Origin of the sequence: Paenibacillus sp. USDA918EY, assembly GCF_009870825.1 — a bacterium.
In the GTDB taxonomy this organism is placed as follows: Bacteria; Bacillota; Bacilli; order Paenibacillales; family Paenibacillaceae; genus Paenibacillus_AQ; species Paenibacillus_AQ albilobatus.
Genome location: NZ_WTWY01000008.1, coordinates 217,026 through 231,893 on the forward strand (window position 1 = coordinate 217,026; position 14,868 = coordinate 231,893).

At 48.0% G+C, this 14,868-nt stretch carries 14 protein-coding genes and 1 tRNA gene; 12 read left to right on the plus strand and 3 right to left on the minus strand.

Going from position 1 to position 14,868, the window contains the following annotated elements; genetic code table 11:
- Positions 1-38: 38 nt before the first annotated feature.
- The 6 genes from phoU (at position 39) to GQY55_RS18115 (ending at position 6,595) form a co-directional block, all read left to right on the plus strand.
- The gene (gene phoU / locus GQY55_RS18090) at positions 39-698 is read left to right on the plus strand and encodes a phosphate signaling complex protein PhoU (RefSeq protein ID WP_160043267.1); all 660 of its coding nucleotides are present in this window, start codon (positions 39-41) and stop codon (positions 696-698) included.
- Positions 699-1,000: 302 nt separating this feature from the next.
- Positions 1,001-3,667, plus strand: coding sequence for a DNA polymerase I (gene polA, locus GQY55_RS18095; RefSeq protein WP_160043268.1), 2,667 nt, complete (start codon positions 1,001-1,003; stop codon positions 3,665-3,667).
- 51 nt (positions 3,668-3,718) lie between these two features.
- Positions 3,719-4,549 (plus strand): DNA-formamidopyrimidine glycosylase, encoded by an 831-nt coding sequence (gene mutM / locus GQY55_RS18100; protein ID WP_160043269.1) that lies wholly within the window; start codon positions 3,719-3,721, stop codon positions 4,547-4,549.
- 151 nt (positions 4,550-4,700) lie between these two features.
- On the plus strand, positions 4,701-5,417 hold the full coding sequence (locus GQY55_RS18105) for a manganese efflux pump (RefSeq protein ID WP_160043270.1): 717 nt from the start codon (positions 4,701-4,703) through the stop codon (positions 5,415-5,417).
- Positions 5,418-5,429: 12 nt separating this feature from the next.
- Positions 5,430-6,026 carry a dephospho-CoA kinase gene (coaE, locus tag GQY55_RS18110; RefSeq protein ID WP_160043271.1) on the plus strand — a complete coding sequence of 199 codons (597 nt, stop codon included), beginning with the start codon at positions 5,430-5,432 and terminating at the stop codon, positions 6,024-6,026.
- The gene (locus tag GQY55_RS18115; protein ID WP_160043272.1) at positions 6,023-6,595 is read left to right on the plus strand and encodes a lytic transglycosylase domain-containing protein; all 573 of its coding nucleotides are present in this window, start codon (positions 6,023-6,025) and stop codon (positions 6,593-6,595) included. The genes coaE and GQY55_RS18115 overlap by 4 nt, the downstream gene beginning before the upstream one ends.
- 141 nt (positions 6,596-6,736) lie before the next feature.
- Here the strand turns inward: GQY55_RS18115 and GQY55_RS18120 are convergent, their stop codons facing one another.
- Positions 6,737-6,955 carry an alpha/beta-type small acid-soluble spore protein gene (locus tag GQY55_RS18120; RefSeq protein WP_160043273.1) on the minus strand — a complete coding sequence of 73 codons (219 nt, stop codon included), beginning with the start codon at positions 6,953-6,955 and terminating at the stop codon, positions 6,737-6,739.
- A gap of 143 nt (positions 6,956-7,098) precedes the next feature.
- Between GQY55_RS18120 and nrdR the strand changes: the two genes are divergently transcribed.
- The 6 genes from nrdR (at position 7,099) to GQY55_RS18150 (ending at position 13,516) form a co-directional block, all read left to right on the plus strand.
- On the plus strand, positions 7,099-7,575 hold the full coding sequence (gene nrdR / locus GQY55_RS18125; RefSeq protein WP_160043274.1) for a transcriptional regulator NrdR: 477 nt from the start codon (positions 7,099-7,101) through the stop codon (positions 7,573-7,575).
- A 325-nt stretch (positions 7,576-7,900) separates the two neighbouring features.
- Positions 7,901-8,785, plus strand: a complete 885-nt coding sequence (locus tag GQY55_RS18130) for a carbohydrate ABC transporter permease (protein WP_236575691.1) — start codon at positions 7,901-7,903, stop codon at positions 8,783-8,785.
- Positions 8,782-9,606: a carbohydrate ABC transporter permease gene (locus tag GQY55_RS18135; RefSeq protein ID WP_160043276.1), complete on the plus strand. Its 825-nt coding sequence runs from the start codon at positions 8,782-8,784 to the stop codon at positions 9,604-9,606. Before GQY55_RS18130 ends, GQY55_RS18135 begins: the two co-directional genes overlap by 4 nt.
- 92 nt (positions 9,607-9,698) lie before the next feature.
- Complete coding sequence (locus GQY55_RS18140; RefSeq protein WP_160043277.1) at positions 9,699-11,069, plus strand: ABC transporter substrate-binding protein; 1,371 nt, start codon at positions 9,699-9,701, stop codon at positions 11,067-11,069.
- Positions 11,070-11,203: 134 nt separating this feature from the next.
- Positions 11,204-11,276 (plus strand) — tRNA-Ala (locus GQY55_RS18145).
- Positions 11,277-11,836: 560 nt separating this feature from the next.
- Positions 11,837-13,516 (plus strand): hypothetical protein, encoded by a 1,680-nt coding sequence (locus GQY55_RS18150; RefSeq protein ID WP_236575692.1) that lies wholly within the window; start codon positions 11,837-11,839, stop codon positions 13,514-13,516.
- Positions 13,517-13,936: 420 nt separating this feature from the next.
- On the opposite strand, the gene GQY55_RS18155 is transcribed toward GQY55_RS18150, so the two are convergent.
- On the minus strand, positions 13,937-14,143 hold the full coding sequence (locus GQY55_RS18155; protein ID WP_160043326.1) for a helix-turn-helix transcriptional regulator: 207 nt from the start codon (positions 14,141-14,143) through the stop codon (positions 13,937-13,939).
- Positions 14,136-14,591, minus strand: coding sequence for a hypothetical protein (locus GQY55_RS18160; RefSeq protein ID WP_160043279.1), 456 nt, complete (start codon positions 14,589-14,591; stop codon positions 14,136-14,138). The genes GQY55_RS18155 and GQY55_RS18160 overlap by 8 nt, the downstream gene beginning before the upstream one ends.
- Positions 14,592-14,868 lie beyond the last annotated feature (277 nt).

Here is a 14,868-nt window from a genome sequence, read left to right on the forward strand (position 1 = left end):
GGGAAACAAAACATATTATATAGGGGGAAACATCGGCCATGATTCGGAGAAAAGAATTGGATCAGGATCTGGACCAGCTGCGTTCGCTGCTTGTCCGGATGGGGGAGCATGTCGTTGACGCGCTTGATGGAGCGGTCACAAGCTTGAAGACGCAGGATTGCGAAAAAGCGCAGGAAATCGTGCAGGCGGATGCGCTGCTGAACCAAATGGAAGAGGAGATTATGGATATCGGGTCGCGCCTTATCGTCACCCAACAGCCCGTTGCCAAAGATCTCCGCAGAATACTGGTTGCCTTTAAAATCTCCAGCGATCTCGAGCGGATGGGCGATCTGGCGTTGGACGTGGCGAAGGTAACGCTGCGCCTGCAGGGCGAGAAGCTCATCAAACCGCTGATCGACATTCCGCAAATGGCGGAAATCGTAAAGGTTATGATCGAAGAAGCCATTACGTCTTATTTGAACGAAAATACCGATTTGGCCTACAAAATGGCGCAGGACGACGACCAGGTCGATCTGCTGTACAGCCGCATTTTAACGGAATTATACGATCATATGCGGGTAAACCCGGATTCGCTGTCGCAAGCTTTATCGTTGACGCTGGTCGGCCGTTATATCGAACGGATCGCGGACCATGCGACGAATATCGGGGAAAGCGCCGTCTATCTGGTAACGGGAACACGTCCTGACCTGAACCGGTAGAACCAGCGAAACAACGGTATTTATGACATATTTGGCCAAACTTGGCCAGCGGGTTTGGAATGGATGAAAACATCGGAAATTTTTCCGGTGTTTTTCTATTTATAACCCCGATTTTTTTCTCGAATACAAGGTCATGTGTTAAGATATGAGAAGGCATAGTTTAAAAGAAACCGCACTCTCATATCGCAAGAAAACAACGCATGGGATATTTCCGCTTCAATGCGGTACGTCTTCATTGAGATACATCGGATGAATGTTTTTCTTTTGACGGATAAAGGAAGTTGAAAAAGGGAAGGTGCTGTATGAGCAAACTGATTCTGATTGACGGGAACAGTATCATTTACCGGGCATTTTTTGCGATGCCCCCGCTGACGAACACCAAGGGACTGCACACCAATGCAGTATACGGCTTTACGAATATGCTGCTGCGCCTGATCGAAGACCATAAGCCGACGCATATGATGGTGGCCTTCGACGCCGGCAAAGTGACGTTTCGCCATGAAGGATACCAGGAATACAAGGGCGGCCGGGAAAAGACGCCTCCGGAGCTGTCCGAACAGTTTCCGCTGCTGAAGGAGCTGCTGCACGGATTCGGCATTTCCCAATTCGAGCTTGAAGGTTACGAAGCGGACGATATTATCGGTACCGTGTCGCGGATTGCGGAGGAAGCGGGACATCAAATTCTCGTCGTGACCGGAGATAAAGATATGCTGCAGCTTGCATCGGATCACGTTCAAGTCGGACTGACGCGGAAGGGCGTAACGGAAATCGAGACGTATTCGCCAGAACAGATCCAGGAAAGATACGGCTTGACGCCGCTGCAAATCATTGACCTGAAAGGCCTGATGGGCGACGCTTCCGACAACATTCCCGGCATTCCGGGCGTAGGGGAAAAAACGGCGCTCAAGCTGCTGCATCAGTTCGGCTCGGTGGAGGAAGTGCTGTCCAATACCGGCGAGCTGAAAGGCAAGATGAAAGAAAAAATCGAGACGCACGCGGACGATGCCGTCCTGAGCAAAAAGCTGGCGACGATTTACCGCGAAGTGCCGCTGGACAAGTCTTTCGACGACATGATCTTCGACGGATTAAAGGAAGAAAGCGCCGGTCCCGCGCTGGCGAAACTCGAGTTTAAATCGCTGCTCGAACGTTTGTCCTTTAAAGGGGACGGCAGCGTCACCGATACTTCCGGCGAACCTCAAGCTCCGGCCAAGGAATTGAAGGTCGAGGTGTTGACCGAGGACCGGATCGCTGAATTAAACGAGGCCCTTGGTTCCATCGAAGCGCTGCATGTGGAAACAAGCGGGGAAAATCCCCATCACGCCGAGGTGATCGGCGCGGTCTTCTCCGGCTCGGAGCGGCATTTCTACGTATCGTTTGAAGTGTTGAAATCCGAATCGGCGGAGCCGCTGCGGGCATGGCTGGCGGATGCCGGCATTCCTAAACGCGGGTACGATCTGCACCGGACGGATCTGGCCTTGCACTGGAAAGGCATCGCCTTTGCCGGGGCATCGTTTGACGTGCAGCTGGCGGCTTATCTTCTCGACCCGACCGAATCCAATCAGAGCCTTCATGCCCTTGCCGCCAAATACGGGCTGCAGCAGCTGGCGTCCGACGAGGACGTGTTCGGAAAAGGAGCGAAATACAAGGTGCCTGAGACGGAGGTGCTGAGCAAGCATCTTGCCGCCAAGGGAGCGGCGATTTTGGACTTGATTCCGCTGCAGGAAAAAGAGCTGGAAGGAAACGAAATGGCGTCGCTGTTCCATGATCTCGAGATGCCGCTGTCGCGTATTTTGGCGGATATGGAAAAACAGGGCATTTCCGTGAACAAGGACGATTTGATCGAGCTCGGCAAGGAATTCGAGGCTCAGATCGACGAACTCGTCAAAAACATTTATGAAATCGCAGGCACCGAATTCAACCTGAATTCGCCGAAGCAGCTGGGCGAGATTTTGTTCGTGAAGCTCGGGCTGCCGGTCATCAAAAAAACGAAAACCGGGTATTCCACCGATGCCGAGGTGCTTGAAAAGCTTGCGCCTTACCATGATATCGTGCGCTTCATCCTGCAATACCGGACCATCGCGAAGCTGCAATCCACCTACGTCGAAGGCCTCCTGAAGGAGGTTTCGCCGGAAACGGGCAAGGTCCACACCTATTACCGCCAAAACATCGCGGCGACGGGCCGCCTCAGCAGCCAATTCCCGAACCTGCAAAACATCCCGATCCGGCTTGAGGAAGGGCGGAAAATCCGGAAGGTGTTCGTGCCGTCCGAGCCGGGCTGGTATATCCTTGCGGCGGACTACTCGCAAATCGAGCTGCGCGTCCTTGCGCACATTTCGGACGACGAGGGCCTGAAGGAAGCGTTCCTGCATGACATGGACATTCATACGAAAACGGCGATGGACGTGTTTGGCGTCCAAGCGGATGAAGTCGATGCCAATATGCGCCGATCGGCCAAAGCCGTCAATTTCGGCATCGTGTACGGCATCAGCGATTACGGCTTGTCCCAAAACTTGAACATCACCCGGAAGGAAGCCGCGCGCTTCATCGACCAATATTTCGATGCGTTCAGCGGCGTCCGCCGATATATGGATGAAATCGTGCGGGATGCGAAGCGTGACGGGTACGTAAAAACGCTGCTTGAGAGAAGACGGTATCTGCCGGAAATCAATGCGAGCAATTTCAATCTGCGTTCCTTCGCGGAGCGGACCGCGATGAATACCCCGATCCAGGGAACCGCGGCGGATATCATCAAGCTGGCCATGGTGCACATGGACGCCGCTTTGGCGGAGAAAAAGCTGAAAAGCCGCATGCTGCTGCAGGTCCATGACGAACTTGTATTCGAAGTGCCTGAAGACGAACTGGAACTTATGAAAAAGCTCGTGCCTGAGACGATGGAAAAAGCGCTGAAGCTGTCCGTGCCGCTGAAAGCGGAAGTCAGCTATGGTATGAACTGGTACGAGGCGAAATAATGCCCCATAACGGACGCATATCCGTTATAATGGGGTTGAGGTGAAGACATCATGCCGGAATTGCCGGAGGTTGAAACAGTCAAAAGAACGTTGAATCAATTGGTCAAAGGCAAGGTCATTGACCGCGTTACCGTAAATTTGGCGCGCATTATCCAGCGCCCTGACGATATAGATCAGTTTGCTTTCATGCTGGCGGGACATACGATTCAAGGCGTAGAGCGCCGCGGCAAATTTTTGCGGATATTGCTGGACGGGCTGGTCCTGGTTTCCCATCTTCGGATGGAGGGACGGTACGGGGTGTATGCAAGCTCGGATCCCGTTGAGAAGCACACGCATGTCATCTTCCATTTTAACGACGGAACCGAGCTTCGCTACAAGGACGTGCGCCAGTTCGGAACGATGCATTTGTTCAAGCCCGGGGAAGAGTTTCATTCTCCCCCGCTGAACAAGCTGGGCCTCGAGCCGCTCGATCCCGAGTTCACCGTCGATAAATTCAAGGAAGCTTTACGAGGCAAAACCTCGAAAATCAAGGCGGTGCTGCTGAACCAGGCATACGTCGTCGGCATCGGGAATATTTATGTGGATGAGTCCCTGTTCAGGGTCGGCATCCACCCCGAGCAGCCGGCCAACACGCTGACGGACGAGCAGTTTCGCGACTTGCATCAGGCCGTCGTGGCGACGCTGTCGGAAGCGGTCGAGGTTGGCGGCTCCTCTATCAAGTCCTATGTGAACGGACAAGGAGAGATGGGGATGTTCCAGCATCAGCTGAAAATATACGGGCGCCAAAACGAGCCGTGCGTCGCTTGCGGAACGCCGATCGAAAAAACGGTCGTCGGCGGCCGCGGCACGCATTACTGCCCGAATTGCCAAACCCTGGATTAAAAAAACTTAGGCGTGCACCCGTTGCATGTCTCTCCCATATACTGAGACCGTAGTGGACTTCAGGCAAAACGGAAAACTCGAGAACCCGATTCCTTGCTGCAATGCCTTCGGGTTCCGAATGTCCGTTTCGACAAGGGGAGGGAAATCAGGGGTGCTCAGCCATGTCTTTTCGCTGCTCCTGCTTGCATTTGCATTAAGTTTGGACAGTTTCGGGGTCGGGATTACATATGGGCTGAGGCAGATGAAAATCTCGCCGCTGTCCGTCGTAATCATTTCCGTTTGTTCCGGCGTCATTATTTATATATCGATGCAGGTTGGCGTGCTTTTGGCCCGGGTGGTGTCGCCGGATGCCGCATCGGCCGTCGGGGCCGTCATCTTGATTGTGATGGGTTCATGGTCGCTGATTCAGCTTTTGATTCAAAAGGAAAAAGGCCGGGACGACAAACATACGGCCAGCATTAAGGCTGCGGATCCAGGGAAGTCCGGCGAGGCGGTTTTGCTTGCGCCTGCCGGGGAAATGCCGGAGCAAACGGTGTTTTCGCTGGAAATCCGGAAGCTGGGCCTGGTCATCCGCATTTTGCGGACGCCGTCTTCGGCGGATATCGATAAATCGGGAAGCATCTCGGGATTTGAAGCGATGTGGCTTGGCATCGCGCTGTCGCTCGATGCATTCGGCGCCGGGCTCGGAGCCGCGCTGCTCGGATTTTCTCCCGTCTGGACCGCCCTCGTCATCGCATTGTTTAGCGGAACGTTTTTGGTGGTCGGCATGAAAACCGGGTTCAAGTTCGCGGCAAGATCATGGATGCGGCATTTTACCGCGCTTCCGGCGTTGTTATTGATCGCCATGGGAATAATAAAGCTGTTATGAGGTGGTTTGCACATGAATATCGGGTTAACCGGAGGTATTGCCACAGGAAAAAGCACCGTCTCTAGGCTCCTTGTCAACAAAGGGGCTCTGCTTGTCGATGCCGACGCGATCGCCCGGGAAGTCATGCTCCCGGGTCATCCCGTTTTGGCGGCGGTTGCCGAACATTTCGGACAAGCCGTGATGCTTGCGGACGGGACGCTTGACCGGAAAAAGCTCGGGGATATCGTCTTCCGCGACCCTTCCCAGCGCAAAGCTCTGAATGACATTACGCATCCGGCGATCCGGAAGGAGCTTCGCGAGCGGATGGACGTTTTGCAGCGGGAACATCCGGACAAGCTGGTGGTGGTGGATATTCCCCTTTTGTACGAATCGGAACTTGAACATTTGTTTGAACGGGTAATGGTCGTATACGCTCCCGAGCGGATTCAATTGGAGCGTTTGATGGAGCGGAACCGGTTCACGGCGGAGGAAGCGTCAGCGCGGATCCGGTCGCAAATGGACATCGAGGAAAAGAAGCGGAAGGCTGACATCGTCATCGACAACAGCGGGGACGTTGAAGAGACGGAGCGGCAAGTGGATCGGTTCTGGCTTCAAGCGGGATTGGCATGAAGGCGTTACGTTTTTTGCGCAAAAAAAGAGTTCTGCTTGTGCTGTTCATCGGGTTCGTCGCGGTTCTGTTCCTCAGCACGAACTGGATGTCCTGGTTTTACCCGATCTATTACAAGGATAACATCCGCGAGCAGGCCGAACGTTATGACGTAGATCCGTTTTTGATCGCATCGATTATCCGCGTGGAATCCAATTACAAGCTTGGCAAGGAATCGAAAAAAGGAGCCCTCGGCTTGATGCAGCTGATGCCGGACACGGCCCAATGGGTGATGGAGCAGGCCAAACTGCCGGAAGTGACGATGGATCATCTCAAACATAAACCGGAAGCCAGCATCGCCATCGGGACATGGTATTTGAAAAATTTGAACAATCAGTTCAAAGGCAACCGCATCGCCGTCATCGCGGCTTATAACGCCGGACCGGGAAAAGTGGACGGATGGCTGAAAAAAGGGGTTTGGGACGGAACGCTTGAGTCGGTCAAGGACATTCCGATCGGGGAGACTAGGCACTATGTCCAGCGGGTGATTTATTATTATAATCAATATACGAGGATATACAGCCGATTTTAGGCGGACAAGCCAAAAAAACTACACAAAATGAAGTCTTTGCGCTAATATCCCTCCGAGTATTATAATAGAAAGCCTATAATGACAAGAAAGTATTGAAGCAGCCTTTACGGCTGCCCCAATACTTCCTAGGAAAGGCATGTATTATTGGAATTGACCAGCCAGTTGTTGTTCAGCCAGGGTTACCAGACGTTTAGTGATGAGTCCCCCGAGAGAACCGTTCTCGTAGGAAGTCATGTTGCCTTGGTATCCGTCTTGTGGGATGGAGATACCCAGTTCCTGAGCGACTTCGTATTTCAATTGGTTCAGAGCTGCAGTAGCTTTAGGCACTACCAGGTTGTTGGAGTTGTTGTTTTGAGCCATTGATGTTCACCTCCTTGCTGTTTGTAAAAGTAGTATGTCTCAAAGATTCGATCTTCATCACTTTTTTATTGAATTTTCAATTGGAAATTTGAGTTATTTTTCGTTCGAAAAAACAAATCCTGACGCAAAGGAAGTGAATAGGCATGAAATGTCCCTACTGCGATTACGCGGGCACCAAGGTGCTTGACTCCCGTCCGGCCAACGACAACAAGTCGATCCGCCGCAGACGCGAATGCGAAAAATGCAGCAGGCGTTTTACGACGTTTGAGATGGTGGAGGAAACTCCGCTCATCGTCATTAAAAAGGATGGAAGCCGCGAGGAATTCAGCCGGGATAAAGTGCTGCGCGGGCTGATCCGCGCTTGCGAGAAGCGCCCGGTGTCGGTGGAACAGCTCGAAGCCATCGTCTCCGAGGTTGAAAGAGCGCTGCGCAATACCGCGGTAGCCGAAGTCGAAAGCCGCCAAGTCGGCGAGCTTGTCATGGAACAGCTGTACCCGGTGGACGAGGTCGCTTATGTGCGGTTTGCCTCCGTATACCGGCAGTTCAAAGACATCAATATGTTCATGAAAGAGCTGAAAGGGCTGCTTTCGAAGAATACGATGCCCGACTCCGTCGATTGATGGGGAGCCATAAAGCAAAAAAGACGCAAAGAGCTTGATGACCTGATCAGGCCGCTGCGTCTTTTTTTATGCCAAAAGCAAAAAAAAGCCTTGCAGCGAAAGTGTCTTTATCTATGTGTCGTTGTAAAGTTCTGAAATATATTTTAATTTTGTAAAGGTTGTTCGAAATTTAATTGTGAATATTTGTTGACAATGGCAAAAAAACGAATGTAAGATAATAACATATATGGGCTTGTTGTGACGAATATCATCGGGAGACATGGGAGGGGTCATCGATTTGTCTAATTATGAAAGCGTTTTAAATGTAAAAAAGCCTAAAAGAAGGATGTCCAAACGGAATATTTGGAAAGAGCATGTCCTGGCTTACGCTTTTTTAGCGCCTTCGATCATTTTGTTCGTCATGTTTTTGTTTTACCCGATGCTGAAATCCGTTTATTTGAGCATGACGATCACGGATCCCCGGGGGCAGGTAGCCGAATTCGTCTGGTTCGAAAATTTCGTCACCCTGTTCAAATCGCATCAGCTGTATTCGAACTTGAGCGTTACGCTGATGTTCATTTTGTATACGGTGCCGACTTCGCTGATCTGGTCTTTGTTTTTGGCGGCGATCACCCACAACAAGCTGCGGGGGATGAAAATTTTCCAGTTCATATTCTCGCTGCCGATCGTCATTTCGGTTGGTACGGGCTCCATCATATGGTTTCTGCTGTTCCATCCGACGGCGGGGATGTTGAACTATTTTCTCGGCCTCGTTCACGTAGGTCCGATTCCGTGGTTGACCGATCCGGCATGGGCGCTTGTTTCCATTTCCCTCATGACGATTTGGATGAATATGGGGTTTCTGTACATCGTGTTGTCCAGCGGGCTGCAGGGCATTCCGGAGGAGCTTTATGAAAGCGCTAAAATCGACGGTTCCGGACCTGTGCGCACGTTTGTACGCATCGTCATTCCGCTTTTGTCGCCGACGATTTTTTTCGCCTTGATCGTGTCGGTGATTGGAGCTTTCCAGGCTTTTGGCCAAATCCATATATTAACCAAAGGCGGTCCCATCAACTCCACCAACGTCATGGTCTATTCGATCTACCAGGATGCTTTTGTGAATTTCCGCTTCGGCATCGGCAGCGCACAGGCGCTTATCCTGTTTATGATCATTTTGGCGCTGACCGTGCTGCAGTTCAAAGTTCTGGAAAAGAGGGTGCACTATCAATGATTGCGAAACGAACGACCGCGCTACTGCTGTACGTGCTGCTCGCCGCGTTGGCGCTGATGGTGCTGTATCCGCTTATTTTCACGGTGTTTTCTTCCTTTATGACCGAAAAAGAAGTGTCCAATTTTCCTCCTCCGCTGTTTCCGACCCGTTTATATCTCGGCAACTTCAAGGAGGCTATCGCCGGATTTCCGATCGTCCGGTTTATTTTGAACAGCTTTATCGTGTCGGCCGCGGTTATGATCAGTCAAGTGGTCACGTCAAGCCTGGCGGCTTACGCTTTTTCGTTCCTGAATTTCAAAGGGAAAAACGCGCTGTTTGCGGTATTTCTGTCGACCATGATGATTCCGTGGGAAGTGACGATCATTCCGAACTATTTGCTGATCAAAAGCTGGGGCTGGATGGACAGCTACCAGGGGCTGATCGTTCCTTTTATGGCCGGCGCTTTCGGGGTGTTCCTGCTCCGCCAGTTTTTTCTGCAGCTGCCGCGCGAATTGTTCGATGCAGGCAAAATCGACGGATGCGGGCATTTGCGCACCTATTTTTCCATCGTGATCCCGCTCGCCAGGCCCGCGCTGGCCACGCTTTCGGTTTACGTGTTTCTGACGCATTGGAACCATTATCTATGGCCTCTGCTCATTACGAACCGGGCGTCCATGCGGACCGTCCAAATCGGGGTGGCGATGCTGCAGCATGCCGAGGTGATGTCCTGGAATTTGATTTTGGCCGGGGTGACGCTGGTGCTGCTGCCGTCCTTCATCTTGCTCGCATTTGGCGTCAAGCAGCTGGTTCGGGGGATCGCGGCTGGAGCGGTAAAAGGATAAACGCGGTGATCGGCCTTGGGTTTACGGCAAGGCTTGTCATAGAAGGCAACAGGCATCATTTTCTTAATAAAAGGGGAGGAATGAAGCAGACTATGGGGAAGAAAAGGCTTGTAAGTTTGCTGCTGGCGGCGGTGATGCTGCTGATGGCCGCCTGCAGCGTTAACATGGGCGAGGATGAGCCGAAAACAACAACCGATCCCGGCACCAAAGGGACTGAAACGAAAAGCGGAGCGCAAAAGGTCGTGTTCTGGCATGCCATGGGCGGGGCGACGACGAAGGTTGTGGATCAGCTAGTCGACAATTTCAATAAGTCGCAGGATAAAATCCAGGTGGAAGCGGTGTACCAGGGAACGTATGATGATTTGCTGAGCAAATTGAAGGCGTCCATGGGCACCAGCGAAGGGCCGACGGTCGTGCAGATGTACGAAATCGGCAGCCGGTTCATGATCGATTCCAAGCTCATTACGCCGATGCAGAACTTCATCGATCAGGACAAATGGGACGTCGGCCAGCTCGAACCGAACATCAGCGGCTATTATACGTTCGACGACAAGCTGTATTCGATGCCGTTTAACACGTCGAACCCGATTTTGTATTACAACAAGGATTTGTTTAAGGAAGCCGGACTCGATCCGGAAAACCCGCCGAAGACGTTTGAAGAACTGAAGACGGCCGCGGACAAAATCTCGAAAACGGGCAAAGCCGTCGGCGCCAACTTCGCCATTTACGGCTGGTTTATGGAGCAGTTTTTTGCGAACCAGGGGGCCGAATACGTCAACAACGGCAACGGCCGGGACGATCTGGCGACCGAATCGCTGGTGAATTCCGAAGCGGGCGTAAAAGTCATGACGTGGTGGAAGGACCTCATCGATTCGAAAGCGGCCAACAACCTCGGACGGAAAACCGATGACTCGAAAAAGGCGTTTTCCGCCGGCCAGGTGGCGATGATCCTCGATTCCACGGCTGCGCTGAAGGGGCTTGTGGATGGCACGGCAGGCAAGTTTGAGGTCGGAACGGGTTTCCTGCCGAAACCGGCGGATGCGAAGGAAGGCGGGGTTATCGTCGGCGGCGCAAGTCTGTGGATGATGAACAACCGTCCCGACGAGGAGCAAAAGGCGGCTTGGGAATTCATCAAATTCCTGACCTCGCCGGAGCAGCAGGCGTTTTGGCATATCAACACCGGATATTTCCCGATTACGACCAAAGCCTATGAACAAGACAGCGTAAAAGAAAACCTGAAGAAGTTCCCGCAGTTCCAAACGGCGATCGACCAGCTCCATAACACCAAGCTGAACCGGGCTACGCAGGGCGCCGTCATGGGCGTTTTCCCGGAAGCGAGACAAATCGTCGAAGGCGCCATCGAAGAAGTGCTCAACAACAAAAAGACGCCAAAAGCGGCGCTGGACGACGCGGCCAAAGAGATCACCTCGAAAATTCAGGAGTATAACCGGACGGTGAAATAAACTGCGGTGGAAGGGGATGCCCTGTTGGCTCTAGGGCCGGGGCGTCCTCTTTTTTTGAAAAAAAGTATTGCAGAACTGCATCCGCCATGATATATTATAGGAGTGCTCTTTAAAAGAGCATTACATAATAACATGGGGCCTTAGCTCAGCTGGGAGAGCGCATCGCTGGCAGCGATGAGGTCAGGGGTTCGATCCCCCTAGGCTCCATACTTAAAAAAGCCTTTGAACACAAGGATTTCCGAGTGTTTGAAGGCTTTTTGTATGAAGAAATACTGACTTCTGTCCGTGGTCACAGTAGGTATATTTTTGATGTATTTCGTAGCTGCATTGGCGAGCCCTGCAAAACCTATTCCCTTTATGTTGGTTAACTGCTGTTCAGACACGTTTACTAACTCTGTTGTTGTCGGGAACTGCTCAAATAGCTGTTTGAATAAGACAGCTGTCTGGACGCTCCCTTAAAAGATTCCGAAATCAGTATTTCAGTTCCTCATTGCGATAATCGTTCATAAAATACGCTTTCTAATTTTATGGTTAGAAAAACAAGAGCCGGACACGGTTTGATCGTGTCCGGCATTTGCATGATTAGCGTCTATCGAGGACTAACCATCATGCATAGGTATCTCAGGGATATAATATAGATTTCATTCTATCGATATTTCGGATTTCAATAGGGTTATTGACTCATCTTTATAGTATTAAAAAAAAGGGGAACGACAGAAATGGTCGAATTATACATAATAATGAATGATGAGTCGTATACATGATGGGTGAAAAATCTATTATTATTTCCAGAAAAACTGATATTTGGATTAGGAAGAGGTGATGAAGTGAATAAAAAAATAAAATATTTATTAATGATAATTATTGTACTTTTAATTTCAATAATAATCCCACTGATTGTAAATGGAATTATCATTAATAACAATTTTTACTCTAATGCCAGTAATGATGGTTGGGTTTCATTCTTCGGTAGTTATTTTGGGGGGATATTAGGTGGATTTGGAACACTAATAGGGGTACTGATAACTTTAAGAGAAACTCGTAAAGAAAATATTAAGCCGTTCTTAGTATTAGATTTTGATGAAAATCCTAAAGAAATTTATAGCCCAGAAAAATATTCTAAAGTAAATAAACGCGGTAATATAATGAATTTTTATCAAGTTCCATTAATATCAGAAATATTTGATATTAATATTAGAAATACAGGAAAGGGCTATGCAAAAAATATTCAGATTACATTACTAGTAAAAATTGAAGATTCCTTAATCGCAGATAAAAACTTATTTTGGTTAAGTCAGAATCCATTGCAAATGGAAAGAGTTTCAGTATCAGGTGATAACTATTTTCAGAAACATGAAATCACTTACATTGGTAGCGAAGGGGATAAAAAATTACTGCCTATTAATAGCTCTTTAAATGGTATTATATTGTGTAGTTTATGGAATATTGATGATTTTCTTAATTTGAAGGCCGAAGATTTTCAACAAACCATACAATATTATCATGCAAAAAAGAAGAAAACACCATTAACAATTCCTGATGTCAGTGTTTATTTACAATATTATGATTTAGATAACAATAAATATGAAGCAATGTATAAAATAGGACTGGATTTTATATTAAATGTTTTGGGAAGTCATAATTTAGTAAAAGCGAGATTGTATTTTGAAGATGAATTATCATTTATAAAAAAAGATGTACAAAAATTAGCTAGAAAAAATAAGGAAAGAAAACCGAAAAAGATATCTAGAAAAATGAAACAAACAGCTTCCTTAAAAAAAGAATGGTCTAATACGATATATAAATTTGGTTTATCAATAGGACTCTCAGACAATACAAGTAAAGCTATGAGTAAAGATAGTGCTTTTGAGCGATATTTTTTTCTATGTTATGAGAATGAAAGGGCTTCTCTTGAACAATTAATTATCAATATAGCTGTTTGTTGCTATGATGAAATTAACATGCATAAATTTATAAATAAAAAAATGATAAGTTTATATGAAGAATTACGTCAAGAGTTACTAAATATTATATCATTAAAAAACAAAAGGAAATATTCGAGAATTATTAATAGAGATCAAACCAACTATAATAAGATAAACGATTTATCGAGATTAAAAAGAATTTTAAATTCTAAAACGGAAATTTTCGGAAATTATTTTAAAAGCTACGAAGTTAATAATGGAAAAGACAAAGAACTGATACATATTTATGGTGATAGTAGAGACGGAATTAACATCATGATTAACATTGGCAATGATCAATTGAAAACTGAGCTAGGTTTTTATAGAACAGGTTTTACTTATCGAAGGATAGACAATAGTGAAAATAATCTAATAGTAAGTGTGATTAAAAATATTTATATAAATAGGGAAATTGGATTTTTAGATGAGAGAGGTCCATATTTTGAAAAAGATCAGCAGTGGAAATGTATATACTTAAGGTGACATAAAATAATCCATCGCTTATTGCCGCAATCTCCAGCATGTAAGCATGGACTTTCACAGAAAAGTTTTGGCATCTGTGTTCTTTTATTTTTATCGAAGTGAAAGATTGTGGTCACACTTGTACTTTCTGAGCGTTACAAAGTACTCGAACGTAGAAACAAAAAACTCAAAAAAGCCTTGTCCTATAAGGCTTTCCTCCGCTTTCCCTAACGGAACACAATCCAACCCCATCTCCCCACTGGCAGCGATGAGGTCAGGGGTTCGATCCCCCTAGGCTCCACCATACATAAACAACCAAGCAGCCGAATCTGGCTGCTTTTTTTTGCATATGGTGAATCTAGGACAGGAGAGAACTCCTGAAGCTTTCGTCCCGTGCGACTCGTGTTCTCCGGTGCCCCCTCAAAGGCGTTCAGTCCCGCGTTATTTCAGAATAAACAATTCCTCGACGGGAAGACCAAAAACTCTTGCCATCTTAATGGCCAACACCGTACTCGGTATGAACTTTCCGTTTTCAATCGTGTTGACCGTCTTTCTGGTGACCCCAATCAATTCTGCCAGCTGTTCTTGTGTCAAATTCATTTTGGCTCGTTGCACCTTTATCGTATTTTCTAGAACGTCTTCACTCATCATCGAGAACCTCATCTTTGTCAAGGATTAAGTAATATATTAGGGGAGAAATGACGCCAACGACGAGCATTAAGTGTAAAACAAGCTGGATGTTTAATGCAACAAACAAGCTGAGCGTAAAAAAAATCCCAACCAGCCCCAAAATAACCCAAAACCCTACCGTAAAGCTTTTCAGTCGAATCATTTGAAAATACTCATTATTTAACGAAATGGCAAATCGGCGCTTCTTTTGCATGCGAAACGATAACAGGACAATTTTTATGAGGTAATATGCCCAGACAATCCCGCCCATAACAGAAATTATGGCCGTGAAGACAGTGATTAATTTGACGGTGTCTAAATGTAGATACCGAATCAAATATGTCAGCTGCCATATTGCAAAACCAATCAGACTTCTCTTAATGAATGTCGTCCTGTTCTTTTCCAACTGTGTTACTTCGGATGCCAAATGGATCGCCTCCCATCAAAATGTAACCTTTGTTACACATGATATCACCTAAAGGTTACAAAAACAAGGTACATTTTCAAGTTTCGCTCATTTTTGGATCAGTCAATCCTAAGGTGTGAAATCCCGTGATAAATCCGCACGGTACGTTTTCTTGTGGCCTGCAATCACTGCAGCGTTTCCCGTGGCGAATGCATCCCTTGGATAAGGTATCTGGTTACTCTTGCGGTGCCCTATGCCATCCGAGGGGTGCATTTTTGTTCATTCGTAAAAAGGATTT

Excerpts from the sequence above, each read along its gene's own strand:
- phoU (WP_160043267.1), top strand. The coding sequence starts at position 39 with ATGATTCGGAGAAAAGAATTGGATCAGGATCTGGACCAGCTGCGTTCG.
- polA (WP_160043268.1), top strand. The coding sequence starts at position 1,001 with ATGAGCAAACTGATTCTGATTGACGGGAACAGTATCATTTACCGGGCA.
- mutM (WP_160043269.1), top strand. The coding sequence starts at position 3,719 with ATGCCGGAATTGCCGGAGGTTGAAACAGTCAAAAGAACGTTGAATCAA.
- coaE (WP_160043271.1), top strand. The coding sequence starts at position 5,430 with ATGAATATCGGGTTAACCGGAGGTATTGCCACAGGAAAAAGCACCGTC.
- GQY55_RS18115 (WP_160043272.1), top strand. The coding sequence starts at position 6,023 with ATGAAGGCGTTACGTTTTTTGCGCAAAAAAAGAGTTCTGCTTGTGCTG.
- GQY55_RS18120 (WP_160043273.1), bottom strand. The coding sequence starts at position 6,955 with ATGGCTCAAAACAACAACTCCAACAACCTGGTAGTGCCTAAAGCTACT.
- nrdR (WP_160043274.1), top strand. The coding sequence starts at position 7,099 with ATGAAATGTCCCTACTGCGATTACGCGGGCACCAAGGTGCTTGACTCC.
- GQY55_RS18130 (WP_236575691.1), top strand. The coding sequence starts at position 7,901 with ATGTCCAAACGGAATATTTGGAAAGAGCATGTCCTGGCTTACGCTTTT.
- GQY55_RS18135 (WP_160043276.1), top strand. The coding sequence starts at position 8,782 with ATGATTGCGAAACGAACGACCGCGCTACTGCTGTACGTGCTGCTCGCC.
- GQY55_RS18140 (WP_160043277.1), top strand. The coding sequence starts at position 9,699 with ATGGGGAAGAAAAGGCTTGTAAGTTTGCTGCTGGCGGCGGTGATGCTG.
- GQY55_RS18155 (WP_160043326.1), bottom strand. The coding sequence starts at position 14,143 with ATGAGTGAAGACGTTCTAGAAAATACGATAAAGGTGCAACGAGCCAAA.